The 26,544-nt window shown below is 70.1% G+C and carries 27 protein-coding genes; 20 read left to right on the top strand and 7 right to left on the bottom strand.

The genetic code is table 11. The annotated features are described in order from the left end of the window. Window positions 1-205: 205 nt before the first annotated feature. The 17 genes from AOM00_RS05490 to AOM00_RS05570 all read left to right on the top strand — a co-directional run bounded on the left by AOM00_RS05490 (window position 206) and on the right by AOM00_RS05570 (window position 16,707). Window positions 206-2,713 carry a hypothetical protein gene (locus AOM00_RS05490; RefSeq protein WP_156159050.1) on the top strand — a complete coding sequence of 836 codons (2,508 nt, stop codon included), beginning with the start codon at window positions 206-208 and terminating at the stop codon, window positions 2,711-2,713. Beyond that, a complete protein-coding gene (locus AOM00_RS05495) occupies window positions 2,710-3,129 on the top strand; it encodes a hypothetical protein (protein ID WP_062516833.1) in 420 nt (139 codons plus the stop codon). Before AOM00_RS05490 ends, AOM00_RS05495 begins: the two co-directional genes overlap by 4 nt. A gap of 38 nt (window positions 3,130-3,167) precedes the next feature. Continuing rightward, a complete protein-coding gene (locus AOM00_RS05500) occupies window positions 3,168-3,764 on the top strand; it encodes a hypothetical protein (RefSeq protein ID WP_156159051.1) in 597 nt (198 codons plus the stop codon). Further along, window positions 3,764-5,449: an Hsp70 family protein gene (locus AOM00_RS05505; RefSeq protein ID WP_062516835.1), complete on the top strand. Its 1,686-nt coding sequence runs from the start codon at window positions 3,764-3,766 to the stop codon at window positions 5,447-5,449. Before AOM00_RS05500 ends, AOM00_RS05505 begins: the two co-directional genes overlap by 1 nt. A gap of 313 nt (window positions 5,450-5,762) precedes the next feature. Continuing rightward, on the top strand, window positions 5,763-6,488 hold the full coding sequence (locus AOM00_RS15765; RefSeq protein ID WP_062516836.1) for an SHOCT domain-containing protein: 726 nt from the start codon (window positions 5,763-5,765) through the stop codon (window positions 6,486-6,488). A 182-nt stretch (window positions 6,489-6,670) separates the two neighbouring features. Further along, complete coding sequence (locus AOM00_RS05515) at window positions 6,671-7,816, top strand: 4Fe-4S dicluster domain-containing protein (protein WP_062516837.1); 1,146 nt, start codon at window positions 6,671-6,673, stop codon at window positions 7,814-7,816. A 65-nt stretch (window positions 7,817-7,881) separates the two neighbouring features. Beyond that, window positions 7,882-8,559 (top strand): DUF8548 family protein, encoded by a 678-nt coding sequence (locus tag AOM00_RS05520; protein WP_062516838.1) that lies wholly within the window; start codon window positions 7,882-7,884, stop codon window positions 8,557-8,559. 77 nt (window positions 8,560-8,636) lie between these two features. Continuing rightward, window positions 8,637-9,263 (top strand): hypothetical protein, encoded by a 627-nt coding sequence (locus AOM00_RS05525; RefSeq protein WP_062516839.1) that lies wholly within the window; start codon window positions 8,637-8,639, stop codon window positions 9,261-9,263. 256 nt (window positions 9,264-9,519) lie between these two features. After that, window positions 9,520-10,260: a hypothetical protein gene (locus tag AOM00_RS05530; RefSeq protein ID WP_062516840.1), complete on the top strand. Its 741-nt coding sequence runs from the start codon at window positions 9,520-9,522 to the stop codon at window positions 10,258-10,260. A 186-nt stretch (window positions 10,261-10,446) separates the two neighbouring features. Next, window positions 10,447-11,370 carry an FAD/NAD(P)-binding protein gene (locus AOM00_RS05535; protein ID WP_082096649.1) on the top strand — a complete coding sequence of 308 codons (924 nt, stop codon included), beginning with the start codon at window positions 10,447-10,449 and terminating at the stop codon, window positions 11,368-11,370. A gap of 1 nt (window position 11,371) precedes the next feature. Further along, window positions 11,372-12,250 carry an NADH-quinone oxidoreductase subunit B family protein gene (locus tag AOM00_RS05540; protein WP_082096651.1) on the top strand — a complete coding sequence of 293 codons (879 nt, stop codon included), beginning with the start codon at window positions 11,372-11,374 and terminating at the stop codon, window positions 12,248-12,250. Beyond that, window positions 12,247-13,554, top strand: a complete 1,308-nt coding sequence (locus AOM00_RS05545) for a Ni/Fe hydrogenase subunit alpha (protein ID WP_062516841.1) — start codon at window positions 12,247-12,249, stop codon at window positions 13,552-13,554. The genes AOM00_RS05540 and AOM00_RS05545 overlap by 4 nt, the downstream gene beginning before the upstream one ends. Continuing rightward, window positions 13,551-14,048: a hydrogenase maturation protease gene (locus AOM00_RS05550; protein WP_062516842.1), complete on the top strand. Its 498-nt coding sequence runs from the start codon at window positions 13,551-13,553 to the stop codon at window positions 14,046-14,048. The genes AOM00_RS05545 and AOM00_RS05550 overlap by 4 nt, the downstream gene beginning before the upstream one ends. Continuing rightward, window positions 14,039-14,281: a HypC/HybG/HupF family hydrogenase formation chaperone gene (locus AOM00_RS05555; protein ID WP_062516843.1), complete on the top strand. Its 243-nt coding sequence runs from the start codon at window positions 14,039-14,041 to the stop codon at window positions 14,279-14,281. Before AOM00_RS05550 ends, AOM00_RS05555 begins: the two co-directional genes overlap by 10 nt. Continuing rightward, window positions 14,278-15,195, top strand: a complete 918-nt coding sequence (locus AOM00_RS05560) for an EamA family transporter (protein ID WP_062516844.1) — start codon at window positions 14,278-14,280, stop codon at window positions 15,193-15,195. The genes AOM00_RS05555 and AOM00_RS05560 overlap by 4 nt, the downstream gene beginning before the upstream one ends. Continuing rightward, the gene (locus tag AOM00_RS05565; protein WP_062516845.1) at window positions 15,192-16,004 is read left to right on the top strand and encodes a DUF6390 family protein; all 813 of its coding nucleotides are present in this window, start codon (window positions 15,192-15,194) and stop codon (window positions 16,002-16,004) included. The genes AOM00_RS05560 and AOM00_RS05565 overlap by 4 nt, the downstream gene beginning before the upstream one ends. Before the next feature lie 19 nt (window positions 16,005-16,023). Continuing rightward, the gene (locus AOM00_RS05570; protein ID WP_062516846.1) at window positions 16,024-16,707 is read left to right on the top strand and encodes an energy-coupling factor ABC transporter permease; all 684 of its coding nucleotides are present in this window, start codon (window positions 16,024-16,026) and stop codon (window positions 16,705-16,707) included. A 355-nt stretch (window positions 16,708-17,062) separates the two neighbouring features. Here AOM00_RS05570 and AOM00_RS05575 read toward each other — a convergent pair whose 3' ends face one another. From AOM00_RS05575 to AOM00_RS05595, 5 genes are all read right to left on the bottom strand, one after another. Continuing rightward, window positions 17,063-17,620, bottom strand: a complete 558-nt coding sequence (locus tag AOM00_RS05575; protein ID WP_062516847.1) for a hypothetical protein — start codon at window positions 17,618-17,620, stop codon at window positions 17,063-17,065. Window positions 17,621-17,688: 68 nt separating this feature from the next. Beyond that, on the bottom strand, window positions 17,689-20,640 hold the full coding sequence (locus AOM00_RS05580; RefSeq protein ID WP_062516848.1) for an AAA family ATPase: 2,952 nt from the start codon (window positions 20,638-20,640) through the stop codon (window positions 17,689-17,691). Beyond that, window positions 20,637-21,833: an exonuclease SbcCD subunit D gene (locus AOM00_RS05585; protein WP_062516849.1), complete on the bottom strand. Its 1,197-nt coding sequence runs from the start codon at window positions 21,831-21,833 to the stop codon at window positions 20,637-20,639. The genes AOM00_RS05580 and AOM00_RS05585 overlap by 4 nt, the downstream gene beginning before the upstream one ends. Window positions 21,834-21,879: 46 nt before the next feature. Continuing rightward, window positions 21,880-22,173, bottom strand: a complete 294-nt coding sequence (locus AOM00_RS05590; protein WP_062516850.1) for a hypothetical protein — start codon at window positions 22,171-22,173, stop codon at window positions 21,880-21,882. A gap of 58 nt (window positions 22,174-22,231) precedes the next feature. Continuing rightward, window positions 22,232-22,708 carry a CoA-binding protein gene (locus AOM00_RS05595; protein WP_062516851.1) on the bottom strand — a complete coding sequence of 159 codons (477 nt, stop codon included), beginning with the start codon at window positions 22,706-22,708 and terminating at the stop codon, window positions 22,232-22,234. A gap of 383 nt (window positions 22,709-23,091) precedes the next feature. On the opposite strand from AOM00_RS05595, the gene AOM00_RS05600 reads away from it, so the two are divergent. Next, window positions 23,092-23,289: a hypothetical protein gene (locus AOM00_RS05600; RefSeq protein WP_062516852.1), complete on the top strand. Its 198-nt coding sequence runs from the start codon at window positions 23,092-23,094 to the stop codon at window positions 23,287-23,289. Between the two features lie 24 nt (window positions 23,290-23,313). Here AOM00_RS05600 and AOM00_RS05605 read toward each other — a convergent pair whose 3' ends face one another. After that, complete coding sequence (locus AOM00_RS05605) at window positions 23,314-23,682, bottom strand: VOC family protein (protein WP_062516853.1); 369 nt, start codon at window positions 23,680-23,682, stop codon at window positions 23,314-23,316. A 129-nt stretch (window positions 23,683-23,811) separates the two neighbouring features. Here AOM00_RS05605 and glpK point away from each other — a divergent pair, with 129 nt between their 5' ends. Beyond that, complete coding sequence (gene glpK / locus AOM00_RS05610; RefSeq protein ID WP_062516936.1) at window positions 23,812-25,329, top strand: glycerol kinase GlpK; 1,518 nt, start codon at window positions 23,812-23,814, stop codon at window positions 25,327-25,329. Window positions 25,330-25,336: 7 nt separating this feature from the next. On the opposite strand, the gene AOM00_RS05615 is transcribed toward glpK, so the two are convergent. Next, entirely contained in the window at window positions 25,337-25,912 is a 576-nt protein-coding gene (locus AOM00_RS05615) for an LbetaH domain-containing protein (RefSeq protein WP_062516854.1), read from the bottom strand. Between the two features lie 200 nt (window positions 25,913-26,112). Between AOM00_RS05615 and AOM00_RS05620 the strand changes: the two genes are divergently transcribed. Next, window positions 26,113-26,523, top strand: a complete 411-nt coding sequence (locus tag AOM00_RS05620; RefSeq protein WP_156159052.1) for a hypothetical protein — start codon at window positions 26,113-26,115, stop codon at window positions 26,521-26,523. Window positions 26,524-26,544: the final 21 nt, after the last annotated feature.

Here is a 26,544-nt window from a genome sequence, read left to right on the forward strand (position 1 = left end):
CCCGCGCAATCGAGGTTGTTGTACTCTCCAGCCAGCACCCGCTATTGGGTGCCACTGCCGAGGTCTCAACGCTGGGCCCGACGGTCAACCGGACCATGGGGGGGAGGGCCGGCGTGGCTTCACCGGTAAATGTCACAACCGATGCTGGGCGCGAGTCGCATTTCTTGCGCACGGGGGTCCGCTGGCCGATCTGGGAAAACCGAGCGTGAGCGGCGCGCCAGAAACGCCAATCGGCGTACAGGCGGTGGTGCGGGTCGATGCCGCGCCACTCGAGGTGGGATGTCTCGTCGAACTCTGGCGGGGCATCAGGCGTCATCGGGCCGTCGTGATGGAGTTCGACGAACGGGCCGAGGTCCTGTGGGAGTCCGGCGCGATCGCCTCGATCCCGGTCAGGCGACTCCAGGGCCTTGGCTCCACCGACCGGTACCCGGGCGTCAGGTCGAACGCGGGGCGGCTGACGGCTGCTTACCGTGCGATCGCGAAACACGGCTGGCTGTCACCGGCTGTTGACGAGCAGCTCCGCAAACGTCTCGCGACTCTGGTCGCGCGCCCGCAAGAAGGATTGGGCCTGCTGCTGGATCACGCGCAACTGGAGCTGTGTACGGACGATTTCGCGACGGTTGCCGTCGAGATGTGGCGCGTGAACTACGAGTACCTGAGGTGGGAGCCCAACACCGCCCGAGCGCTGGGCCTGGCCGAGAAGATCGTGGCAGACGGGGAGACGCCGGACGGAGTGCGAATCGTTGTCGCCACGAAATTCGGCATCCCATTGGATGGTGCGACTAGTGACTTGTTCGGCGGTCGTGAAGATCCGCATGGCTATTCCCTCGCCAGTTTGCAGGATCTGGCGTCCATCGCGAGCAGCGCCCTCGGTCCGATCATCGGTGCTCCCGCACGCGACCTCGGCGTGGTGGCTGTAGATCCAGGTGAACTGCCCGGTTTCGGCTCTGCTGGTCGGTTGCTTGCGGCACACGCGCGTGCGGAAAACCGTGGGCCCAAGATTCACGTAGAAGACAGCTGGGCCCCGTGCATGGTCGACGACCTGATCGACCGCGGAGTGCAACTCGAGGTGAGGGAGTATGCCGAGCTCGAAGCTCACCGAGAGGCCGCTGCAGTCGCGAGCTATGTCAGGGCGCGCACTGAGCCGGAGCAGTTGACCAGCGAAGAGGTCGTGTCGCTCGGGTTTCATGCCGAAGCGCTCCGGCGATACCTCGATGGGGACGCAACGGTGGAAGCCGCGTTGGCTCCTGGAGCGGCCGAGGCGGCAGACGACATTCGGACTCTCGCTGCAGGGGGCTCGCTTGAACGGCTGAGCACCGACGCTGTTGTGAGGGAGATCCAGGAACTCATGGCGGCTGCGTCCGCTGGCGTGCACCCCAGCTCCGAGCTGCTCGCTGACAGGTCGCTATGGCCGGTTCTGATCGGTCGAGGCATCGCCGGCGGCACCACACACCGCGGAGCCGAGGCGATTCAGATCGAGTACGCGGAGCATTCTGCCCTCGCCCGTGCCTCCACGGCCCTCTATGAGTGGCGGTGGGACGATGCACGGCAGATAGCCCGCTCGGGGCTCGCCGTGGCGCAACGTGAATCGGTGAGGGACGAGCTTCTCAACATCACTGCCTGCTCGCTGTGGCTTCAGAACGAACCCGAGTCGGCCCTTGAGGCCCTCAACAACGCGCTCGAAGGTGCCTATACCGACGCCTTGGTAGTGAACGCCGCGGTGGTGGCGACTGAGCTTGAGCACGAATCAGCGGCTCGCCATCTGGTGAGGCTCGCAACGGAGGCGCCCTCGGTCCATCAACGGGCGGTCGCGGCCGAGCGCGCCCTCATGCTGTGGTTCCACGATGACGGGAAGATCTGGGACGAAGACGACCAAGAGCACCTCCCGCGAGAGATCGCTGGCGCGCTCCGTCCCCTGCTCCGCGAGAAGCTGCCCGCTGAGCGCTATCGGCAGATCCTCAGCGTCCTTGCAGCCCAGGACGACGCGTGGTTAGCCTCGCAGCCCGATGCTGCGTTTGGCGAGAGCGCCGGCACGCCAGCGGTCCGCGTGTACCGTGCGCGGGCGCGCGGGCCCGAGGAATTTCTCAAAGCCCTGGGACGAGAGCTCAAGAGCGGCGAGGCGGATGACTGGATGCGCCATGAGCGCGACCAGGTGGTCGACGCGGCGATCCAGGTGCTCCTCGCCGACACTACGGAGTTGCGCGCGGCGGCATTCGGTCTGACGGTGATCGACTCTGGACTCACGCTAGAGCTGCACCAGAGGATCGCCCTGAAGTGCCTGACCGCCGCGTCCATCGCGATGGGACTTGACGACGGCGAGCCGAACTTGCGCTTCATCGACTTCGTCGAGCAGTCGAGATCGGAACTGACTTCTGTCTCGCCGGGCGAGCGCCCGCGACTCGAGGGCATCGTGCACGTCGCTGGCGATTGCCTGGCGCAGTCGTACCTCCTAAGCCGCAGCGCGCAGCTCGACGAGGTCGGTTCCGCCTACCGCATGCTCATCGCAACGGTGCGTAGCATCCCCCGAGCGAACCTGAACTGGCCGGCGGTCGCGCAGGTGCGAGATCCGCTCCTGGCCTTCGTCCTGGACACGCGCAGGCTGCTCCGACGACTCAAGCCACTGGTTGCTGACGCTTCGCTCGAGCACCAGTTGACCCGATTGCTCGGGCAGGTCGACGAAATGAAGGGTCAACTCGAGAGGATCAAGCGGTGAGCAATCGCAGGCACAGCCCGTACCTGGTGCTGGGCGTTCCGTACGGAGTCTCCAAGGCCGAGGCGTCTCGTGCCTTCGCACAGGCAACTCGGCGGCTGCGGCGCATGGCTGACGCTCCATACGAACTCGAGGATCTCAACGCCGCGCTGCATCAGGTTGAGCACGAGATCGCTGACGCGGAACAGTCCATCGACCACTACCGAATGCCCGCGGATGCTGGAGTCTACGTCCTTCCCGCGGGGCCGGGACGCTTGAACCTGGTCGTGGAGCCGCTGGCTCGACAGACCCCTCCCACCCAGCAGAGCGATGTCGACGCGGTCCATGCCCGAGCCATCCTCGAGGCCGCGGCACGGCTGCGGCACTCCATCGAGAGCAGCCCCCTGCCCGCCATCCATAGTTTCGACACGAAAGGCTGACGATGTTCTCACGAAGGGCACGAGAGACCCACGAGATTGTGAAGGGTCTCGAGCGCGAGGTGGACCGGATCTACACGGCTCTGGTCGTGCGAGACCCGGGCACGACGTTGTCCACTGGCGCCTACGAGGGACTGCGCAAGCAGGTTGTGGCTGCCGCGTCAGAGCGCCAGGCGCATGTCGCTCAGCTCGCCGAGATGGATGTGGCGCTCCAGCGCGGTGCCACGACTGATGACCTGCGTAACCTCGTTACGCAATGGCTTGCGCAGGCAGGTGTTGAGCGAGTGACCGACCCTTCGGAACCGCACGCGTTCGACTCGGCAAGCACCCCCGGCCCGGGGATGGAGGTCGAGGTGCCTGCGTACCGGGTCGCGGTCACCGGTCAACTCGTGCGCCAGGGTCGCTTACGCCCAGTGCCGCGAGCCGAGGCGCCCGTCGCGCCCGATGGTGCCGACGGCGTCGACAAGGGTGGACTTGATCGGCCGAATGCCGTGCAGGTCGAGGGCCCGACCGCATCCGCCGCTGTGCTGGTCGTGCAGGAGCCGCCAACGACGTCGTGCGAGGACGAGACGCAGCCGTCGGAGCAGACGGCCGTCGCGTCGTCTGCGCCGCGCGACGCGGCAATTGAGGAGAAGTGATGGCAGGCATCGGCATCGACTTCGGCACCACGAACTCAGTGGTGTCGCAGTTCGCAGGCGGCGGGACGGAGGTGCTTGCGATCGATGAGCCACCGGCGGATTGGGCGGCGCTTGGTTTCGACCGCGTACTCCCGACGGTGTTCGGCCGAGGCGACTCTGACGAGCCGATTTTCGGGTGGGCCGCCAAGCAGCGGCCGGGATCGTTGGCTGCGGTCAAGCGTCTGTTGAGGGCTGAGGAGGTGGCCGACGTGGACGGCGTCGAGTACGTGGTCGAGGAGATCGCCACCATGATCTTCGGCCACCTCAAGCGCGCGAGCGCGGGTCAAGGCGTCGGCTTCGACCAGGCGGTGGTGACGATCCCCGCGAACAGCCGCGGGGTGGCTCGGCATCGGACCAAGCTTGCCGCAGGCATGGCGGGGATCCAGGTCAAGGCGCTGATCAATGAGCCCACGGCGGCGGCGATGGCGTACAGCATGAAGTCAGCCACGGAGGAGACCCTGATGGTGGTGGACTGGGGCGGCGGAACGCTCGACGTCACCGTGCTCCGCAACATCGACGGCGTGTTCATGGAGCAGGCGTCCAAGGGCATCCAACAGCTGGGCGGCTTGGACTTCGACTCGACGCTCTCGAGGCTGGTGCTCGAGACAGTCGCTGACCCCTCGCGCTGGACTTCAGGGGATCGTGCAGGCTTCCGCCTCGACATTGAGCGCGCGAAGATTCTGCTGTCTCAGGTGGAGCAGGTGAGCGTCCCGATTCCGGGCGGCGAGTACCGGCACGTGACACGCGCGATGTTCGAGAAGGCGGTCCGTCAGCAGATCGAGCGCGTGCGCGAGCCGATCGACCAGTGCCTGAGCGACCTCGGTGTCCGAAACTCGGACATCGATGCGCTCGTCCTCGTCGGCGGTACCTGCAAGATCCCTGCTGTACGCACGCTGGTGTCCGAGTTGCTGGACCGCGGCCCAGCGGCCGGTGTGGACCCGATGACGGCAGTGGCCGAAGGGGCCGCCGTCGCGTCCGCGATCCTTTCGGGCGAGCTCGACGACCGCGATTTCTTCGTGTCTACCGAGCACGCCCTAGGAACCGTCAGCCTCGACCCCCGCACGGGCCTCGTGTTCTCAGAGCTGATTCCTCGGAACCACAAGTTGCCGGCACGCGTCAGCGAGAGCTTCTCCCCGGTGGTGGACTATCAGGAGACGCTCGCTCTCAAGGTGATCGAGGGAGATCCTGCCAAACCGCTCGACGACCACGACAACGTGGTGCTCAAGGAGTGGGAGCTCGCGTTGCCCGAGCCTCAGCCGATGGGCGAGCTCTCGATCGATCTCACCTACAGTTACGACGTCGACGGGATCCTGCACGTCGCGGCGGCAGACAGTCGCGGCAATATTCTGCTCGACGACGTCGTGTCGTATGGCGTCGCAATCGACCGGAAGAAACTCGCCACCATCGCGCGACGGTCTGCGGAAGCGCTCGACACGGGCAAGCTTGAGGCGCCGGAGCCCCGTGCGCACACGCTGGATCCCGAGACGCAGAAGGCGATATCCGAGTTGCAGTCGAAGGTGGTGCCCTTCATTGCCGATGCCGAGGTCGCAGAAGTCAAGGAGGCCATCGATCGCGTCCGGCTCGACGGCCACGACGGGGGCGGGACGCTCGGCACTTTCACTCGCAAGTACAGTTACCTCCTGTAGTCCACTTCGGGATTGGTCACGGCGGGCGTGGTCTGGAGTCGTCGAGACAGAACCTGAACAGGCGCGCTGCAAGCCGTAGCCAAGCTCTGGTGCATGTGACCCGGGCACCCGTCGCTGGGCGAGTTGCGTAGATGGCAGTCCTTGTGCCGCGCTTTGGTCGGCGGAACTTGCCGCACGTGGCGCACCGCGCTTGCGACTGCGATTTGACCGGTTGGTCGGCTATTGGCAGATCTCGCCCGTCGTGGGAGCATCGTCGCGTCGAGGGTGCGCCGTTGCGCCCCGAGGGTGCTTCCAGTTGTGCACATTACGGCTGGTGGCCTGGCGGCTGGGGGCGGCGGTGGGTTTCTTGAGTGACTTCGCGAACGGCGCGTTCAAGAGTCTGGGGATTGACGAGTCTGTTGGTGAGTTCTTCGGCCGACGCGTCGTCCCATTCGCGCAGGACTTCGTCTCGGGATGGATGGACGCGAGCGCAGGGATCAGCACAGAGCCGACGGACGAGGACTGGAGAGCCCTTGACGAACTCGACGTTGTCGAGGTCGAGGGTGAGTCTCCTGGGCTCGCATTTGGACTGCCGTTCGCGGTGTCGAGCAGCGTTTATCGGGTGCTGGACCCGGGCGGTGGAGCGAAGCTCGAACGGGGCGATGAACTCATCGCGCACTTCGTCCAATACCGCGGGGACGGGGATCTCGTCGCGTCGTCCTGGGAGGACGGCGCGCCGGAGCGGTTCGTGCTAGGGGACCCCAACTCGGGATTGCTCAACGAACTCGCCGGAGCGGCGGTCGGCGCACGCGTGGTCATGGCAGTACCCGTCCGGGAAGGCGCACGCGTTCTCACCATCGTGACCCTGGTGGACGTAGTCGGGACGGGTCAGCCGAATTCGTCTGCGCGCGCCATCTTGTCGGGCCACGAGGAGTCAAGCGTCGGCGCGCCATCGTTGGTCGACCAGATCAAGGAGTTGAGCCGATTGCGCGAAGCTGGAGTCCTGGACGACGAGGAGTTCTCGGCGGCCAAGAAGCGGCTTCTCGAGAGCAGCGGCTGACTGGAATGAACCTTGGACACCGGCCCATCTAGGCATGGCGTTGTGTTTTCGCGATGCTCGCCGAGCTGTCTCTCGACGAACCCGCTTGACGTGCGTGTTCGTTGAACGAGCCCGCTCCTTGCCGGACCAAGGTCCCTAGCATCCCCGAACAACACGCCTACCGTCGCAAGAGGAGGCGTGTCATGGACGACATCCGAATCCTCGAGCCGAAAGGTCTCGACGCACTCATCGCGGCACTACACGAGCGCGGCTACCGCGTCGTCGGGCCGACCGCCCGGGGCGATGCGATCGTCACCGGCGACATCCACGCGGCCGCCGACCTGCCGCAGGGTGTCGGCGACACGCAGGAGGCAGGCACGTACCGGCTCAGACAGCGCGACGACGATGCCTACTTCGGCTTCGCCGACCCCGCCCAGTCCACCAAGCCGGTGTTCTTCCCGGCCGAGGAGGTCGTCTGGCGCGGCCGCCGCGAGGAGGGCCACTTCACCGTCGAGCGTGACGCCCCCGAGAACCAGCCCGTCGCGCTGCTCGGCGTCCGTAGCTGCGACCTCCGCGCCGTCCAGATCCACGACGCCGTCCTCGCCGACCGGCCCTTCCACGACGCCCACTACGTCGCCCGCCGCGACGGCACCTTCACCGTCGCCGTCGCCTGCGGCGAGCCGGCCGCCACCTGCTTCTGCGCCTCGATGGGCACCGGCCCACGCCCCGCCGCGACCGACCCCCAGACCCTGGAGCCCTCCTACGACCTCCTCCTCACCGAGGTCATGACGCCCGAACATCACTTCGTCCTTGAGGTCGGCACCGAGGCGGGCATGGAGGTGGCCGACGCCATCGAGACCACGAAGGCCGGCGAGGCCGCACAAGCGGAGGCGATAGCGGTCACCGACCAAGCAGCAGCCCGGCAAGTGAGAAGCATCAACACCGACACCATCCACGATGTCCTCCGCGCATCCGCGGAATCCCCGCGCTGGGACGACGTCGCCTCCCGCTGCCTCGCCTGCACCAACTGCACCCTCGTGTGCCCGACGTGCTTCTGCACCACCATCCAGGACACCAGCGACCTCGCCGGCGACAACGCCGAGCGCCACCGCGTCTGGGACTCCTGCTTCTCCGAGAACTTCAGCTACATCCACGGCGGCCCGCTCCGAGGCGACGTCAAGGCCCGCTACCGCCAATGGATCACCCACAAGCTCTCCAGCTGGCAGGACCAGTTCGGGATGCTCGGCTGCGTCGGGTGCGGACGCTGCATCGCCTGGTGCCCTGTCGGCATCGACATCACCGAGGAGGCCGCGGCGCTCGGCCGTATGGCGACCGCCGCATCGTCCTGACGAGTGCCAGACGATGCTCGGCGCGCCAGCCAGATGCCAGCAGCGTGCCTGGTATCTTCGCCCGCATGGACGCTCACGATGCTGTCGCAACCTTCCTCGCGCAGGTCCACCATGACTTCCCGGACGGGGTCCGCTCGCTGACCAGTTACGGGTATCCCGACTCACTCGCACTGTGCGCCCTCGACTCGGTCTTCTCACTGACTGCGCACTACTCGAGCACCCGCAGGGTGGTCGAGCGTTACCGCACCGCCCGCGTGGCGGCCGGTGCTGATCCCGAGCTTGACGGTCTCGGAGACCTCGTCGCGGCGATCGACGCTGCGGGAGGTGCGAGCGCTGCGGCTACTGGCATTTTCGACAACCGGCAGCACGCGCCAGGTGCCAAGCGTCTCAAGGCCGAGGCGCTCTACGGTGCCGCCGTGCGTCTTGCGGACGCCGGCATCGTGACGTCCATCGATCTCCGCGAAGCGGCCGCAGACCCCATCCGCCTCGCGGTCGTCGAGCGCGCTTGGCGAGCCGAGCGCGGCCTCGGCCACGCCTCGTGGCGGTATCTCCTCATGCTCGCGGGTGTGCCGGGCGTGAAGATCGACCGCATGATCTCGCGTTACGTCACGCGCGCTCTTGGCGGGAACATCCCCAAGGCCCAGATCGAGAAGGTCTTTGCCGAAGCCTCCGAGACGCTCGGCGTCGAGATCCACGAGCTCGATCACGCAATATGGCGTATGGAGTCCGGGCGCGCCGACTAGGGCCCAAGGGCCCGAGAGGGCTGCTGGCGCGCTGTCGGCGAGGTCCGGCTGTCACACCTCGCGCGTACCGTCCACCCATGATCGTCGCCGACGGACCGGGCTTCGCCACCCTCGACAAGCTTCGCGCCCTGGGCGCCGCCGACCCGACCGCGCACGCGCTGACATTCGCCCGAGCCCTCAACAGCATGGCGCTCGACTTCGACCCGTTGCCACGCGCGATCGACTACCTCGACGAGGCCGCGTTCGCCCTGACCCGCCTCATCGACGCCGATGGTGCGACCCCGGAGCGGCTGCACCACCTCGTCATGGTCCTTGCGAACCAGGCGCAGTGCGCGGCGTTCAGCGGCGCCACCGGATGGTCCGACCTGCCTCGCGCTCTCGACGCATCGGCCCAAGCGGTGGCCTGGCAGCGGGAGCAATTCGCGCATGTTGCCCAGGCGGCGGACGCTCGCGGAGCGCACGAGGTACTCGCCGAGGTCCTCCTGATCAGTGCCCGCATCCACGCAGCCTGCGCGCAGCTGGACGAGGCCGAAGACGCGTACCGCGAGGCGGAGGAGATCATCCGACGGGACAACCTCCATGAGCAGTGGGGCGATGCGCTCCGCACCGTTGGCGCGGAACTCGGCGTCGACCTCGGAGAGTGGGGTGGCCCGCTCGCGCCCGAGCATCGGGTGCACCGCTGGTACTGGTACCAGCCCGTGTGATCCGGCCGTGCCGCGATGTACCCGGCAGCTGCGCAGCCGAAGTCATCCACGTGCGCCGCCCGAGCATCGTTCGCGACGTTGGGCGCCCCGGGATACCGCTGGGCGCCGCCGTTGGCAGCGGGCGATGCCACGCGCGTCGCGATCCGCAGACGTTGACCCCGCGGTTCGCCGAATCGCCTCACCGCTCGCGGCCCTGTGGACAACCGGCCGGATTTCGGTCGCCGTGAGTACGGTGCGAGAGGTCGAGGAGGTGCACATGCGTAGCGGAGACCACGTCGAGATCCACCTTGCCTACGTCAAGGACGTGGGGATAGCGGGAGAGTGGCCATGGGCGACGGCGGTGGACGCGGACGAGGGCGGCGACACCTTCTGTCTCGAGAACTTCCTCACGATGACGCCCCTGGTCGTGGGCGATCTCGTCAGATGCCAGCTGGGCGCGGATTCGAAGCTCCACGTGGCGGAGATCGTGGCACTCCTGCCCGGGGTGCTACTCGGACTGACCCATCCGCGGGACACCGAGGCGACGGTCAGGCCCATCGCGCAGGAGCTGAGTGACGCGGGCTTCGCCGTGAATCGTCCGGGCGACGGCTTCCTGCAGGTCTGGGCCGGTGCGTCGCCTCCGCACCTTGTGCAGGCACTGCTGCGACACGACTGGCCGGATGGCTGGGAGGTCGCGGAGAGGCTCGATGCTGTCGGCCGCATCACGCAGATCGACCGAGACATCGACCTCGCACCCGCGTCGAGCGTGAGCGCGCCGGAAGGCGATACAGGCTACTGGGCGGCCGAGGACCCCGCCTGGCAGCGGCATGGCGTGAGCGACCCGGACACGCTGAGCCGCCTTCAGCTGCTTGCCGTCGAGGACCCGCGTGTCCTCGCAACCATCCGTGCCGGCAGGCACGCCGACGTGCTGACATACATGTCCCGCATCGCCGTACGCGATCCGCGACTGCTCCCACCCCTGACTCGCCCGTTGCTGGTGGATCCGCCGGGAGAGTGACGTAGCCGCGAGCACATCGCCCGCAACGGAACGCAACCGTCATGCAGGAAATGCGCGAGGAACGCGGCACGAACATGCTGATCCCGCGCGCGCAGCCTCACGCCCGGCGAACCCCCAGACCCCACCCGGACCAAGGTCCCTGGAATCGCCTCAGGACGCGCCTAGCGTCGAATGCGGAGGCGTGTCATGGACGACATCCGCATTCCCGAGCCCCTCGGTCTCGACGCGAGAGTCGCGCCAGGCTCGACTGCGGCCTCCGACCAGGCAGCGACCGCCGTCCTCGACCCCGACCCGATGGTCCCGCGCCGCTACGTCATCACCCACGTGCGCCAGGACACGCGCGACACCTTCACGCTCCTGCTGGACCCGACGGATGACCAAGCGCCGATCGCCTTCAAAGCCGGCCAGTTCACCATGCTCCACGCCTTCGGCGTAGGTGAGGTCCCCATCAGCATCAGCGGCGACCCCTCCGACCCCGCCCCGCTCGAGCACACCATCAGGAATGTCGGCGCCGTCACGCGCGCCCTTGTCGAGGCCGCCCCCGGCACGGAAGTCGGCGTCCGCGGCCCCTTCGGCACGTCATGGGACGTGGACGATGCGCGAGGACACGACGTCGTCTTCGTCACCGGCGGCATCGGCCTCGCGCCCCTGCGCCCCGCGATCCTCGACGTGCTCCACCACCGCGACGACTACGGCAAGGTCCTCCTGCTCTACGGCTCGCGGACCCCCGACGACATCCTCTACGGCCACGAGATGCACCGTTGGGGCGACCTCAACGACGTCAACGTCCAGATGACCGTCGACAACGCGCCCTACGGGTACAAGGGCAAGGTCGGGTTCGTGACGGAGCTCGTCGCGCGCGCCGGCTTCAACCCCCGCAACGCCTTCGCCTTCGTGTGCGGGCCCGAGGTGATGATGCGCTCCGCCGCCAGCGCCCTCAATGGCAGGGGCGTCCCCAAGCACAAGATCCGCCTCAGCATGGAGCGCTCGATGAAGTGCGGCGTGGGCCTGTGTGGGCACTGCCAGCTGCGCGAGCTGTTCGTCTGCGTCGACGGGCCCGTGCTCGACTTCGCGCGCCTCGAGCCGCTCATGAACGTGAGGGAGCTCTGACATGACCGAGCACACCCACACCCACACCCACGATGCGCCGGCCGGCCAGGTCGCGGCGGCCCCGGACACCCGCCCCAAGCTCGCGGTGTGGAAGTTCGCGTCCTGCGACGGCTGCCAGCTCAGCATCCTCAACTGCGAGGACGAGCTCCTCGAGATCGCCTCCACCATCCACATCGCGTACTTCCCCGAGGCCACGCGCGCGATCGTCGAGGGTCCCTACGAGCTCTCACTGGTCGAAGGCAGCATCACCACCCCCGAGGACGTCAAGCGCATCCACGAGATCCGCGCGCAGTCCGGCACCGTGGTGACCATCGGCGCCTGCGCGACCGCCGGCGGCATCCAGGCGCTGCGCAACTGGGCCGACGTCGACGAGTTCCGCAGCATCGTTTACGCCCACCCCGAGTACCTCAAGACGCTCGACACCAGCACCCCGATCGCGAGCCATATCGACGTCGACTACGAGCTCCGCGGCTGCCCGGTGGACAAGGTTCAGCTTGTCGAGGTCCTCGCGGCGTTCCTCAACGGCCGCAAGCCGCGCATCCCCACCTACTCGGTGTGCGTCGAGTGCAAGCTCAAGGGCAACGTCTGCGTGCCCGTCGCGACCGGCACGCCCTGCCTCGGCCCCGTGACCCAGGCGGGATGCGGCGCGCTCTGCCCGTCATTTGGCCGCGGCTGCTACGGCTGCTTCGGTCCGCAGGACAGCGCCAACACCGACGCGATGACGCGCCAGCTCACGGAGCTCGGGATGTCCGACGCCGACATCGTCCGCGTCTACCGGACCTTTAACGCCGGCGCCCCGGAGTTCGCGGCGGCCTCCGACAAGATCGCCGCCGCGGCCGGCTTCAGCGCTGGCGGAAGCGGGGGAGGAGGCGCGCCATGACCCACCAGCTCAAGGACGGCGGGCAGGTGATGCACGTCGGCATGCTCGCGCGCGTCGAGGGCGAAGGCGGCATGCACATCGAGTTCAAGGACGGCAAGGTCGACAGCGTCAAGCTCAACATCTTCGAGCCACCCCGCTTCTACGAAGGCTTCCTGCGCGGCCGCAAGTTCACCGAGCCGCCGGACATCACCGCGCGCATCTGCGGGATCTGCCCCGTGGCCTACCAGTCAGCCTCCACGGAGGCGATGGAGAGCATCTGCGGCGCGACCACCACCCCCGAGATCCAGGAGATGCGCCGCCTGCTGTACTGCGGCGAGTGGATCGAGTCCCACGCGCTCCACATCTTCATGCTCCATGCCCCCGACTTCCTGGGCTACGAGAGCTCCCTCGAGATGGCCAAGGACCTGCCCGACGTGGTCCACATGGCGCTGCGCCTCAAGAAGGCGGGCAACGACCTCATGACCGCCGTGGGAGGCCGCGCGATCCACCCGGTCAACGTCAAGGTCGGCGGCTTCTACCGGATGCCCACGGTCGAGGAGCTCAAGCGGCTCCGCCCCGACCTCGAGCGCGGCGTCGAGGAGGCCTACTCGGCGATCGCACTGGTCGCGGGCTTCGACTTCCCCGAGTTCCACCAGGACTACACCTACGTCGCGCTGCGTCACCCCGACCGGTACCCGCTCGAGCGCGGCACCCAGGTGGTCACCTCGACCGGCCTGAGCTTCCCCATCGCCGAGATCCCCGACCACATCACCGAGTTCCACGTCGAGCACTCGAACGCCCTCCACGCGAGCTTCGACGGCCAGCCGTACTTCGTCGGCCCCCTCGCGCGCTACGCCCTCAACTTCGACCAGCTCAGCCCCCGCGCGCAGGAGGCCGCGCTCGCGACCGGCATCGGTCGGGAGTGCCGCAACCCCTTCAAGTCGATCATCGTCCGCGCGGTCGAGCTCGCCTACGCCTTCGAGGAGGCCCTGCGCATCATCGACGGCTGGGTCGACGGCCACGCACCGAGCGTCCCCGTGACGCCTCGAGAGGGCGAGGCCATCGGCGCCTCGGAGGCGCCGCGCGGCATGATCTGGCATCGGTATCGCATCGACGCGGACGGCATCATCACGGACGCGCAGATCGTGCCGCCCACGTCCCAGAACCAGGCCAGCATCGAGGCGGACCTGCGCAAGGCCGCCGAGCAGTGGACCGACCTCGACGACCACATGCTCACGCACCGCTGCGAGGAGGCCATCCGCAACTACGACCCGTGCATCTCGTGCGCGACCCACTTCCTCGACCTGAGGGTGAAGCGATCATGAGCGACGGACGCGTGCTGGTGGTCGGGCTGGGCAGCCCCGACCGAGGGGACGATGCGGTCGGCGGCGCCGTCGCCGAGCGGCTGGCCGGGCTGCACATCGAGGGCGTCGACATCGTCACGCGCGAGGACCCCACCCAGCTGGTGCAGCTGTGGTCGGGCCATGGCGCGGCGCTGGTGATCGACGCGGTCACGTCGGGCAACAAGCCCGGGATGCTGCACATCCGCGAGGTCGGGGATGCGGGTGAGCCGCTGCCCACGCATGCCTTCACGGCGGCGGGCCGCGGCGGGAGCCACGCCTTCGGGCTGGCCGGCGCGGTCGAGCTCGCGCGCACGCTGGGCACGCTGCCCACGCATGTCACGGTCGTCGGGGTCGAGGCCAAGACCTTCGACTTCGGTCCGATGTCCCCGGAGATCACCCAAGCGCTCGACGCCGCGGTCGCGACCGCGGCGGCCGAGCTCATCGCACTCAAAGAGGAGATGCAGTCATGTGCCTAGGAACCATCGCCAAGGTCGTCGAGGTCCACAAGGACGGCCGCGCCGTCGTCGAGGACCACGGCAAGCGCCAGCTGGTGCTCGAGATGACGGTCAGCGATGACGACATCACCCCCGGTGACTGGGTGGTGGTCCAGTCCGGCTTCGCGCTCGAGCGCATCTCCGAGCAGGAGGCGCTCGAGGCCATGGCGATCCGCGAGACCGCGCCCCCGGACGAGGCAGGGCAGCCGACATGACGTCGCGCCGCTCCCGGGGGCTCGCATTGGCGGGCTGCACGGCGCTGATCAGCGGCGTCGCGGTCTACGTCAACGGGTTCGGCGTCGCCGCCTACGGCGACGCGACCGCCTACACGACTGCCAAGAACGGCGCGGCGGCGCTGGTCCTGGCACTCGTGTTCGCGGTAGGTCGCCGGTCTGCTGGGGCCGGGTCGGTCGCACTGTCGCGACCCACCCGCCCCGGCCACCGGTGGGGGCTTCTCTACGTGGCGATCATGGGCGGCGCTGTCCCCTTCGTGCTGTTCTTCGAGGGGCTCGCCACGACCGCGTCGACCCAGGCGGCCTTCGTCCACAAGACGCTGGTCGTCTGGGTCGCGGCGCTCGCCGTGGTGCTCCTCAAGGAACGTCTCACGTGGTGGCATATGGGCGCGATCGCGCTGCTGATCGTCGCGCAATGGGGGCTTGCCGGGGGCGGCGTCAGCCTGGTCGCCGACCCCGGCACCGCCATGATCGCCGCGGCCACGCTCCTGTGGGCCGTCGAGGTGATCGTGACCAAGCGGCTGCTCGCCGACCTCACCCCGTGGACCCTCTCGCTCACGCGCATGGGCGGCGGCACGCTCGCGCTCCTCGCCTGGTGCGGGGCGACGGGCCGGCTCGGCGCGGTCGTGCCGAGCACCGCCGCCCAGTGGGGCTGGGTGGCTCTCACCGGCGTGCTGCTCGCCGGTTATGTCGCGACGTGGCATCAGGCGCTCGCACGCGCCCAGGCCGTCGACGTCACCGCGGTCCTCGTGCTGGGGGCGCTGGTCACCGCGATCCTGGCCGGAGCCCTCGACGCCGCCCCGCTCGCGGCGCAGGTGCCCTGGCTCCTCCTTCTCGCCTCCGGCGGGCTGCTCGTCTGGCTCGCCCCCCGACTGCCCGGGAGGGCCGTCACATGACCGACACCGTGCATCGTCCCCCGTCCGCGCACCCCGAGGCTCTCCCGCCCGAGGATGGAGCGCTCCTGTTCGGCCGCTACGCGTTCCCGCCGAACGACCTGGGCTACTGCGGCCCGGACCGCGCCGACGAGCTCCTCGACAGGGTGAGCGCGGGCGCGTCCGGGCCCGGTCTGGAGGAGGTCGCCCGGGCCTTCGAGGGTGCGTGGCCGTACCTCGAGCTCATCGGGGAGTGCCTGGGCCGCGCGCCGCTCGACCCGCGCGTGGTCGAGGCGTACTGGCTCGGCGGTCCCGAGCTGGGACGATGCGGGGGAGCGGCCTTCGCGCGCAGCCTCGAGGAGCGCTTCCGGCCCCGCCTGACGCGGCTCGAGTTCGAACGCCTGGTAGCCGCCGTCGCTGCCGGAGGCACGCCGCATCACAACTTCCACGTGTTCGCGGTGTACCCCTGGGTGGGGCTCATCCGGATCGGCCACGTCGACGGCCCGCTCACCGTGCTCGACAGATGCCGCATCCGTTGCGGCCAGGTGCTGTCGATCGAAGGCGACACGGCGCTGGTGGAGAGCCGCCACCTGTCCTGGGACGGGCGCACGCTATCGCTCGCCCCGCCCACCGCGGAGACCGCGCACTTCCGTCGCGACGGGCGCTCGCTCGCGCCCACGATCAAGCCGGGCGACTTCGTCACGCTGCACTGGGACTGGATCTGCGACTGGATCGGGCCCATGAGGCTGACGCGGCTGCGCAACGCCACCGCTCACGAGCTCGCCGCCGTCAACGCGTGCACCTACTCCGCGCCCGCCGCGGTGCTCTCGTAGCCCCCGAGAGGAGACGATCATGCACATCCAGGACGGGGTCCTCGACCCTGCAACAGTCCTCGGCGCCGGCGTGGCCGCCATCGGCGCGGTCACGTACGCCGGGTGGACGATGCGCCACGGCCATCCGCGTCTCGGTTGGGCCCTCGCGGGGGCGGGCGGGGTCCTCATCGCGCATCTGCTCGACGTGCCGCTGGGTGCGGGCGGCGCACTCACCGGCCACGTCATCGGCGGCACGCTGCTGGCGATCGCGCTCGGCCCGGCGCTGGCTCTGGTGACCATGTCCGCGGCGCTCGCGGCCGAGGCCCTGTTCTGGGGCGACGGGGGAGTGCTCGCGCTGGGCGTCAACGTGCTGGTGATGGGAGTCGCGGGCGTGGGGGTCGGCTGGGCCGTATGGCGCCGGCTGAGCGTGCGCGGCGACCCGTGGCGCGTGCCCGCGGCGGGACTGGCTGGCTTCGCGAGCGTGCTCGCCTCCTCGCTGATGCTGTGGGGCGTGTACGCGCTGGGCGCGCCGGGCATGGCTTCGGTGACGCTGGCGCATCACCTCGCGTGGGCGGTGCTCGAGGGGGCCGCCACGGCGCTGGCGGTGGCGCTCGCGCTCGGCTGGGAGGCGCATCGCGTGCACCTGCGTGACCACGCCGACGCGTTCGGGGTCGGCCATCGCCACCAGGCGGTGGTCGACGGAGAGCTGGAGGCGCTCGGCTAGCCGGCGCTCTGTTCCGTGCGCCTGGCATGCACGAACGGATGAGCGTGCCGGGGTGCGGTGCAGCGTGCTCGCGCCTCGTATGCACAAGGAAGGGGCATGCGTTGCGTCCGCTCGTGCATGACAGGCGCGAGCACCGCCGCATGGCCTCGCCTCTACCCGTCCGTTCGCGCATGAAAGGCGCGAGCACCGCCGCACGACCTTGCCTCTACCCGTCCGTTCGCGCATGAGAGGCGCGACGACCATGGCCCCCGCGCGCCCGTGGTGAGATAATGGAGGTGACGAAGGGCAGTAGCCCTGAGGAGCGAGCCCGGCAGCCTCCCGGATGGTTGGTCAGCCGGGCTTCGCGCTGTCCCGATCAGGCAGCGGCCTCGTCGGCGTCCGACGTCACCACCTCGTGGTACACGATGAGCGGGCTCAGCGCCGCACGATGCTCGCCCCCGCGCGTCCACAGCCACGCGGCCAGGTCGGCGATCCACAGCAGCGGCTCCGAGACCCCTGGGGCATGGCCGTACTTGAGCCGGGGGATCACACCGAGCGAGATGAGCGCGGCAATGGTCTGGCGGTCGCGGTACTCGGATGGTCCGTCGCGCTCGAGCAGCCAGTGCGTCACGCCTGCGGAGCCGGCCCACAGCGCCATGCCCGCGACGCAGGCCTCGCGCGCCACGAACTCCGGATGCGTCTTCGCGTGCTCCACCACCACGATCTCGACCGTCCCGACCATCCGCAGCAGCGAGGCGAGCGCGCGGTCGCGCGCCTCGGGACGCTCATGCGAGGTGTGGAACCGATGCGACTCGCCCACGCGCCAGGTCAGCACGTCGCGGCGCACGCGGCGCACATCCTCGGCAGCGACAAGCGCGCCGGCGAAGCGGTAGCCGTCCACCTTGGACTCGTCGCTGAAGAGATGCCCGTCCACGTGCCGCCTCCCTCACCTCGAGTCTTCCAGGCGAGGCGGTCCGGCGCTCAGCTCAGCCGTGGCCCAGCTCAGCCGTCGCCGAGCGACACGCTGACGCGGCTCGAGCCGTCTCCGGCCTTCACCACCTCGAGCTTGGCCGGGATCTGCTCCTTCATGGTCTCCACGTGGGAGATGAGGCCGATGGTGCGGCCCGCATCCCGGAGGTCGTCGAGCGTCGACATCGCGATCTCGAGCGTCTCCGCGTCGAGCGACCCGAAGCCCTCGTCGATGAAGATCGTGTCGAGCTGGATGCCGCCCGCCGCCGCCGTCACCGTCTCCGCGAGGCCCAGCGCGAGCGCGAGCGAGGCCAGGAACGTCTCGCCGCCGCTCAGGGACCTGGTCGAGCGCGAACGGCCTGTATGAGCGTCCGCGATGCGCAGCTCGAGCCCGGTCTGCCTGTTGCGGAACTGCGCCGAGTCGTCGTACTCGAGCAGGTACTGGCCGTTCGACATCACTCCCAGGCGGGCGTTCGCCGCCGCGACGATCTCCTCGAGCCGCGCCGCGAGCACAAAGCTCTCGAGCCGCATCCGCCGCTCGTTCGGCGGGCTGCCCTCGAGCGTGCTCGCCAACGTCTCGACCACCGCATGGCGCTCGCGCGCCTCCGCCGTCTGCGCGGCCTTCTCGCGGTAGCGCACCGCGAGCGCCGCGAACTGCGCCGCGCGGCTCTCCGCCTCGGCGAGCGCTCGCGCGGCATCCTTGGCGACACGCTCGGCCTCCGCCGACGCCGTCTCGAGCGCCGCGAGATCCGCGACCTCCGCGGGTAGCGCAACCGTCGCGAGCTCGGCCACCACGGCCCTCGCCCCGGCGAGCTCGGCGTCGTAGGCGACGATGCGCGACTCGAGCGCGGCGAGCTCGGCGCCGGGAAGCGCTCCGTCCCGCGCCTCCGCGGCGTCCGCGAACCCCGCCTCTGCCAGCGCGCTCGTCAGCGCCGCCTGCGCCTCCGATGCGGCCCGCTCGGCGGATCCGAGCGTCTCCGTGGCGGTCGCCAGCGCCTCCGCACGGCCGCGCTCCTGCTCGACCTCGGCCGCACGCGCGGCCACGGAGGCGTGCTCGCCGCGCCCGCGTTCCGCCGTGCTCCGCGCCGTTGCGAGCGCCGTCGCCGCCTCGGTCGCGGCCGTCTGGGCGGTCTCCAGTGCTGCGGCCGCCTCGGCGAGCCGCTCCTTCAGTGCCGCGGCCTCGGCCTCGAGCGCGGCCAGCTGCCGCGCGAGAGCGTCCGCGGCCTCCGCGGCCTGGGCGGCGGAGTCCCGCTCCGTGCGAGCCGCGCCGAGCACCGCTGCGGCCTCCTCGCGCGTCCCGTCCCCGGCCTCGGCCCGCGCGACCTGCGTCGCGGTGTGGGCCTCGGTCGCGGACGCCTGCGCGCGTTCGAACGCGGCGGTCGCCACGGCAGCGCGTTCGGCGGCGGCGTCGACCTCCTCGTCGGTCGCGTGCTCGTCCGTGGGCTGCGCGGGGGAGGGGTGCGCGGTCGCGCCGCAGACCGCGCAGGGCTCGCCGTCCACCAGGGTTGCCGCAAGGTGCGCGGCCTGGGAGCGCAGGCGCCGCTGCAGCAGCGCGTCATGCGCATCGACCGCCACGCGCCGCGCGCCCGAGGCCGTGGCCTCCCGCTCGCGCGCCTCGGCGAGCGCCGACTCGAGCGCGATCAGCCGTTCGTGGGCTGCGACCGACCGCTCGGCGCGCGTCACTGCCGCGTCCAGGTCATCGAGCCGCACGGCGGTCGCAGCGAGCTCGTCCCGGCGAGCGCGCAGCTCCTGCTCGCGTGCGGGCACGGCATCGATCCCCGCCTGATGCGCGTCCCGCGCCTCCCGGGCGGCCTCCACCCGGGCAGCCGCGGTCCCGGCAGCCAGCTCGAGCCCGGCGAGCGAGCGCTCGGCCTCGAGCGCACCGTCCAGGGCACCGCGCGCGGCATCGAGCTCTCCGACGCGGCCGCGCAGGCTCTCCAGCGAGGACCCGGCGAGCGCCTCGGACCCCACGAGCGCCGTCTCCCTCGCCTCCCGCGCCGCGGCCAGGGCGGCCGACGCACGCGCGGCGACCCCGAGCGCACCCGCCACGGGCGCCGCCCTGCGCGCGAGATCGCGTCGCGCGACGTCCGTTGCATGCGCGTCGGCGCCTTCCTCCAGCGCGACCACGCGCTCCCGGGCCGTGGCGAGCCGCGCTCGCTCCGACTCGATCCGTCGCGCCTCCGCGAAGGTCTCGCGCGCCGCGGTTGCGGCATCGCCCGCCGCAGCCGATGCGATGCCGAGCTCGGACGCCGCGGCGCGCAGCGCATCGTCCACGCTCGCGAGCCACTCCTCGCGCGAGCCCGCACCCGGCGCCTCGACTCCCGCGACGGTCGCGGCGTTGCGCGCGATGACCTCGAGCTCCGCGTCCGCCGCCTCGATCGCGCGGTAACGCGTGCGTGCGAGGTCACGGATGGATGCGGTGAGGTCCTCGAAGCGCTGCGTCCCGAACAGCGAGCGCAGCAGCTTGAGGCGGCTGTCCGTGCCCGACTGGAGGAACTCCGCGAAGCGGCCCTGCGCGAGCAGGATCACCTGGAGGAACTGGTCGGAGGTGAGCTGCATGATCGCGCCGACCTCGTGACCCACCTCCCGCGGCGCCATGGCGACCGCCTCCCAGTCGCCGCCGGCCCAGCGCCACAGCTTGGCCGAGGGCTTCTCGGTGGTGGTGCCGGTGCCGCGCGACTTGGGACGCTCGTACTCGGGGGTGCGGGTGATCCGGTACCGCTGCGTCCCGACCTCGAAGACGAGCGTGACCTCGGTCGGGTCGGACGGCGTGCAGAAGTGGCTGCGCGCGGTGGCCTTGGTGCCGTCGTAGCGCGGCACGTCCCCGTAGAGCGCGAACGTGATGGCGTCGAGGATGGTCGACTTACCCGCGCCCGTCTTCCCGGTGATGACGAACAGCCGGTCCGTGTCGAACGCCGTGAAGTCGACCTCCTGGCGAGCGAGGTAGGGCCCGAAGCCCTCGAGGGTGAGGCTGATCGCCTTCATCGCGAGGCCTCCTTCGCGGCGAGCGCTCCGAGCGCGTCCGCGATCAGCGCGTCCTCGTCCGCGGTGGCGCCGTGGCCGTTGCGCGTGAACTCGAGGAAGGCCTCCACCAGCTCGGTGTCGGTCTTCCCGCGGGTCCGCTCCGAGTAGCTGGCCTCGCCGTGGTCGGCGACCGTCGCGGGACGATGCGTGAGGGTCACCGCGTGCGGGTAGCGCTCCTGGATGCGGCGCATCGCATCGCGCGGGCGGAGGTCGTCGGTGAGCACCACGTCCACCCAGGCGTCGACCGCATCCGGGTGCGCGTCGGGAGCGAGGAGCTCCTCGAGCGTGCCCTCGAGGCGCACGGCCGCGCGCGGGGTCGGGAGCTCGATGTGCTCGACCTCCGGCTCTGATCCCGGAGCCCCGAGGTCGACCAGCCACGCGCCCTTCGCGGAGCTGATCTCCCCGAAGCTGAACCGCAGCGGCGCGCCGGAGTAGCGCACGCGCGGCGACAGCGTCACGCGCGAGTGGATGTGCCCGAGCGCGACGTACGCGGCGCCGTCGAATGTGGACGGCGGGACGATGTCGAGCCCGCCACGCGTGATGTCCCGCTCCTCGGCGCGGCCGGACTCCTCCGTGGTCTCATGCACGGCGTCGCCCGCCTCGCCCGAGCTGAACGTGTGGGCCGCGACCACGTAGCGGGCATCCAAGCCCGCCCGTGCCACGGCATCGTCCCTGATGAGGTCCATGGCGAAGGCGTGCGCCGCCGCCTGCGTGGTGCCCTCGAACGCCGGGAAGGCGGAGCGCAGGAACTCCGGGTGCGGGTAGGGGATGCCGTAGACCAGCACCTCGCCGTGCTCGTCCTCGAACGCCACGGGCGTCGCGAGCGCGCCCAGGTCCGCGAGCACGTGCACCCCGCCGAAGGCCGCGAACTGCGCCATGTGGCCCAGCCGCGCGGGTCCGTCATGGTTGCCCGAGGTGAGGATCATGCTCGCGCCCGCCGCGCGGATCGCCGCGACCGCGGCGTTGAGCATGGTGAAGGCCTCGGCCTTGGGGGTCGAGCTGTCGAACACGTCGCCCGCGACCACCACGGCGTCGACGCGCCGCTCGGCGACCACGGACGCGATGGCACCGAGCACCTCCGCCAGGTGCTCGTCCGTCGAATGCCCGTGGAACGTGCGCCCGATGTGCCAGTCGCTCGTGTGTAGGAACCGCATGCCGCGAGGCTAGCGGCACGCGCCGACACCCACCGCGATGCGGGGCTCAGCCGGCGTCGGTCTCCTGCTCGTCCAGCAGCGCCCGCGTCTGACGCGTGGTGACGCCCACGAAGGTGAGGATGCGCGCGGCCATGGAGAACAGCACGAAGGCGGGGACCGTCGAGATCGCGCCCACCAGGGCGCCGATCCCGAACGACCCCCAGGAGAAGCCGTCGCCGTCGCCCTCGAAGACGAAGCCCGCGATGATCGCGATCGCGAGGGTCTGCGCGAGCCCCCACAGCCACATGACCGCGGACTCGTCGGCGAGGTCGAGGTTCACGTCCGGCTTCGCTGCGCTCATGATGCGAACCTAGCGGCGCGCACGATGCGCCACACGCCCCCACTTCTGGGGACGCGGCTCACACGTTCCGTGGGACGTTCCCCGAGAGCTTGAGCATCGCGCACATGAACTTGTGGCCGCCGTCCGCGGTGGGGCCGAACATGCACGGGCAGCCGCCGTCGATGACGCGGATCCCGTGCTCCCGACCCCAGGCCGCCGCGGCATCGTCCACGCTGCCGCCGCCCGGCCCGCGGTGCATCCACACGTCCTTGATCCCGAGCGATGCCGCCTCCTTCATGGTGTCGAGGGCGCGCTCGGGGCGCGTCCCGATGACCACCGCCTCGACGCCGCCAGGCACGGCGGCGAGCGACGGGTACGCGGGCTCGCCCTCGATGGACTCGGCATGCGGGTTGATGGGGAAGGCCTGGTAGCCGCGCTCGCGCAGGCGCAGGTAGACGGCGTTGGATCCGTGCGATCCGGGTGTGCGGGACACGCCCGTGACGGCGATCCGCTGATGGGTGAGGAAGGCCTCCGCGGCCTCCTTGATGGCAGGCATGATCGACTCCTTCGGAGCTTCGGCGGGGACTGTTCTTCTATGGTCCGCCCGCGTCGCTCTCGCGACAACGGGAACGATGCGCGCCGTCCTTACAGCACGAGCGCGGCCAGTGCGGCGAGCCCGACGCCCACGAGGCCGCACCAGGCCCACACCAGGATGGCGTAGGTGGGCACAGAGGTGCGCGGCGTGGTGGTCGGAGTCATGCGAGCATCGTGGGCCCCGGCACGCCGGCCCGCCAGACCCCATTTGTGGGGGTTCGTCCCCGCATGCCCCCAGAAGAGGGGGCTTTGCCCTCCGCGGCGTCCGCGCCAGGGTGGAACCGGAGCGGCAGATGCGTGCCGCAGCTCGTGGGGGATGCAACGCAGGGGGATGCAGTGAAGGGGATGAAGGAGACCACCCGGTCCGCGATCGACGCGACGCTCGCCGCGGCGGTCGCGATCGCGGTGGTCGCGTACTTCGTGTGGATGTTCCGCGACGGCTCGGGGTGGACCGCGTCCGCGGTCCAGGTGCTCATCGCGCTCGGCGTGATCGTGCCCCTCTGGGCTGTCGCGGTCTACCGCGCGTACCGCCCCGTGCGCTGAGGGGTGCCTCGCTGAGCGTGGGGCTCAGCGCTCGATGTCGGTCACCCCTTCGTAGAGCCCGATCGCGTTGCCGTCGGGGTCGGTGAAGGCCGCCCACCATGACGTGGGGGTGATCTCCATCTTCGGCATGGTCACCGTGCCGCCATGCTCCGCGACGAGTGCGAGAGCGGCGTCGATCGAGTCGACCTCGACGTACGAGCGCGGCTGGGTGAAGCCCTCGTCCCGCGGGGCGAGCCCGCCGCCGCTGATCTCGTTGGGTGCCTGCCACATCGGGTAGTCCTCGAAGCCCGGCGGGGCCGCGATCTGCCACCCGAAGAGCGCTGCGTAGAAGCCCTTGGCCGCCTCCAGATCGGAGACGGGGATGTCGATGTGCGTGATGTCGCCGTGAGCCATGACGCCTCCTCCGAGGTCCACCGGGAACGGGCTCGTCTCCGAGTGTGCGGCGATGTCGCCCGCGGGGCAAGCGCTGACGATGTCATGCCTGGACGGGCCCCGATGGTGCTCCCTCGCTACCGTGAGGGCATGACCCGCTACGTCCTCGCCATCGATCAGGGCACCACGTCGACGCGCGCGATCGTGTTCGACCACGATGCTCGGGCGGTAGCCCAGGCCCAGCGCGAGCATCGCCAGCTGCTGCCGCGAGCGGGCTGGGTCGAGCATGATCCTCTGGAGATCTGGGCGCACACCCGTCTGGTGGTCGCGGAGGCGTTCGCGCAGGCGAACATCACGCGGCTCGACCTCGCGGCGGTGGGCATCGCCAACCAGCGCGAGACCACCATCGTCTGGGACCGCCGCACCGGCGAGCCGGTGCATCCCGCGATCGTGTGGCAGGACACGCGCACGCAGGACCGCGTCGACGCGCTCGCGGACGGCAGCGGCGTCGACCGCTTCCGCGGGATCACGGGCCTGCCGCTCGCGACGTACTTCAGCGCCAGCAAGATCGCGTGGATCCTCGACAACGTCCCGGGCGCACGCGCCGATGCCGAGGCCGGCCACCTCGCGTTCGGCACCCCCGACACGTGGCTCGCCTGGAACCTCACGGGCGGCGTGGAGGGCGGCATCCACGTCACGGACGTCACCAACGCGTCGCGCACGCTGCTCATGGACATCGCGACCCTCGAGTGGAGCGAGCCGATGCTCGAGGCCTTCGACATCCCGCGCGCGATGCTGCCCCGGATCCGGTCGAGCTCCGAGGTCTACGGGCATGGCTACATGAACTCGCTGCTGCGGGATGTGCCGCTCGCGGGGATCCTGGGCGATCAGCAGGCGGCGATGTTCGGCCAGGCCGCCTTCTATCCCGGCGAGTCGAAGGGCACCTACGGGTCGGGGGCGTTCCTGCTGGTCAACACCGGCACGGACGTGGTCCACAGCGAGAACGGGCTCCTCACCACGGTGGCGTACCGCCTGGGGGAGGAGCCGCCGTCCTACGCGCTCGAGGGGTCGATCGCGGTCACCGGGGCCCTGGTGCAGTGGATGCGGGACAACCTGGGGATCATCGCGGAGTCCGGGGAGATCGAGCGGCTTGCGGCGACCGTCGCCGACAACGGCGGGGCGTACATCGTCCCCGCGTTCTCGGGGCTGTTCGCGCCCATGTGGCGGCCCGACGCCCGAGGCGCCATCGTGGGGCTCACGCAGTTCGTGACCAAGGCGCACCTGGCCCGGGCGGTGCTCGAGGCCACCGCCTACCAGACGCGTGATGTGGTGGTCGCGGGCGAGGCGGACGCCGGTGTGCCGATGCGTGCCCTCAACGTCGACGGCGGCATGGCCGTGGACGGCCTCCTCATGCAGTTCATGGCGGACATCCTCGGTTGCGACGTCATCCGGCCTGAGGTGACCGAGGCGACCGCGCTCGGCGCCGCGCATGCCGCAGGACTGGCCGTCGGCTACTGGTCGGACCTCGACGAGCTGCGCGACCACTGGCACGAGGACCGCCGCTGGGGTCCGCTCATGCCGCGCCCCGAGGCCGAGCGGCTCTACCGCAACTGGCGCAAGGCCGTCGCGCGCTCGCTCGACTGGGTCGACGCGGACGTCGACGAGTAGAGGGGCTTCACCCCTCGGGGAACCGCGGTCCCGCGTCCTGTGCCGGGTTGCCGGCGACGATGCGCCCCGCAGGCACGTCGCGCATGACGACGGTGGCGGGGGAGACCAGGCATGACCGGCCGAGCGTGACGCCGCCCGTGACGATGCACCGCGAGGTCACCCACACGCCGGGCTCGATCACGAGCGGCCGCGTGATGAGCGCCATGTCGCGCCGGTGCGCGTGGCTGCCGGTGGTGAGGAGCGTCTCCTGCGACACCACCGCATCGTGCCCGATGGTCACCTGATCCTGGTTGTGGATCCACACGCCCTCGCCGATCCAGCAGTGGTCTCCCACCTCGAGCTTCCAGGGCAGCTTGACGCGCGTGCGCTGACGGAAGATCACGCCGTCGCCGATCCGCGCGCCGAAGGCCCGCAGCGCCGCGACCCGCAGCCGCGACGAGGGCTGGAGCGCATTGGTCACCACGAGCCACTCGACCGCCATCCAGGCGGCGACCACCAGGGGGGAGCGGCCCCATGCGGCACGCTCGCCCGGCGCCTCGCTCAACGGGATCACCGGCGGTCCGGTGCGCACGTCCTCGTCCATCCCTGGGCCCCCTCCGCGTCGCCTTCTCCGATCATGCCGTCACGGGCGGCGTCACGGGAAGGGGGTGCGGGCGCCGCCGGCGAACTTCGCCCCAACGATCAGGGTGTTGGCTACGTCTTTACCTGAGATTGGAATAACCGTAACCGCGTTCCGGTTGCGGGAAGCAGGCCGAGGGACTGGACTGTGAAAAGGGGTGAATCGTGACTGTTCCGCACATTTCCGTCAGCACCTGGAGCGCGCGTCGCGGCCGGGAGCTCTTCTCGGACGTGCGGCTCAGCGGGCTCCTGGCGCGGCCCACGCGGACCCGGACCGCCGTCGCGTCGGGCGCGGGCATCGCATGGGTGGACGTCATGATCCAGGTGGTCGTGGGCACCGCGATGCTGTACGCGCTGTGGTGGGTGCTCGCTTCGGGCGTGTTCGCTCACGCGGTCCAGGGTGCGGCGGGCTGGTACGTCGACACGATCATCCCGGCCTTCAACACGGGCACCCCTGCGGTCCTCACCGGCACCGACTTCACCGAGGGCTTCTTCGTCCCGGCGCCCGAGCCGCCGGCCATGCTCCAGTACGACGGCCCCGCCACGGTGCAGTTCGAGCAGGCGATGGGGCTCTGAGCCCCGCCCGAGCCACGCACC

It is taken from the genome of Demequina gelatinilytica (assembly GCF_000971115.1).
Taxonomy (GTDB): Bacteria; Actinomycetota; Actinomycetes; order Actinomycetales; family Demequinaceae; genus Demequina; species Demequina gelatinilytica.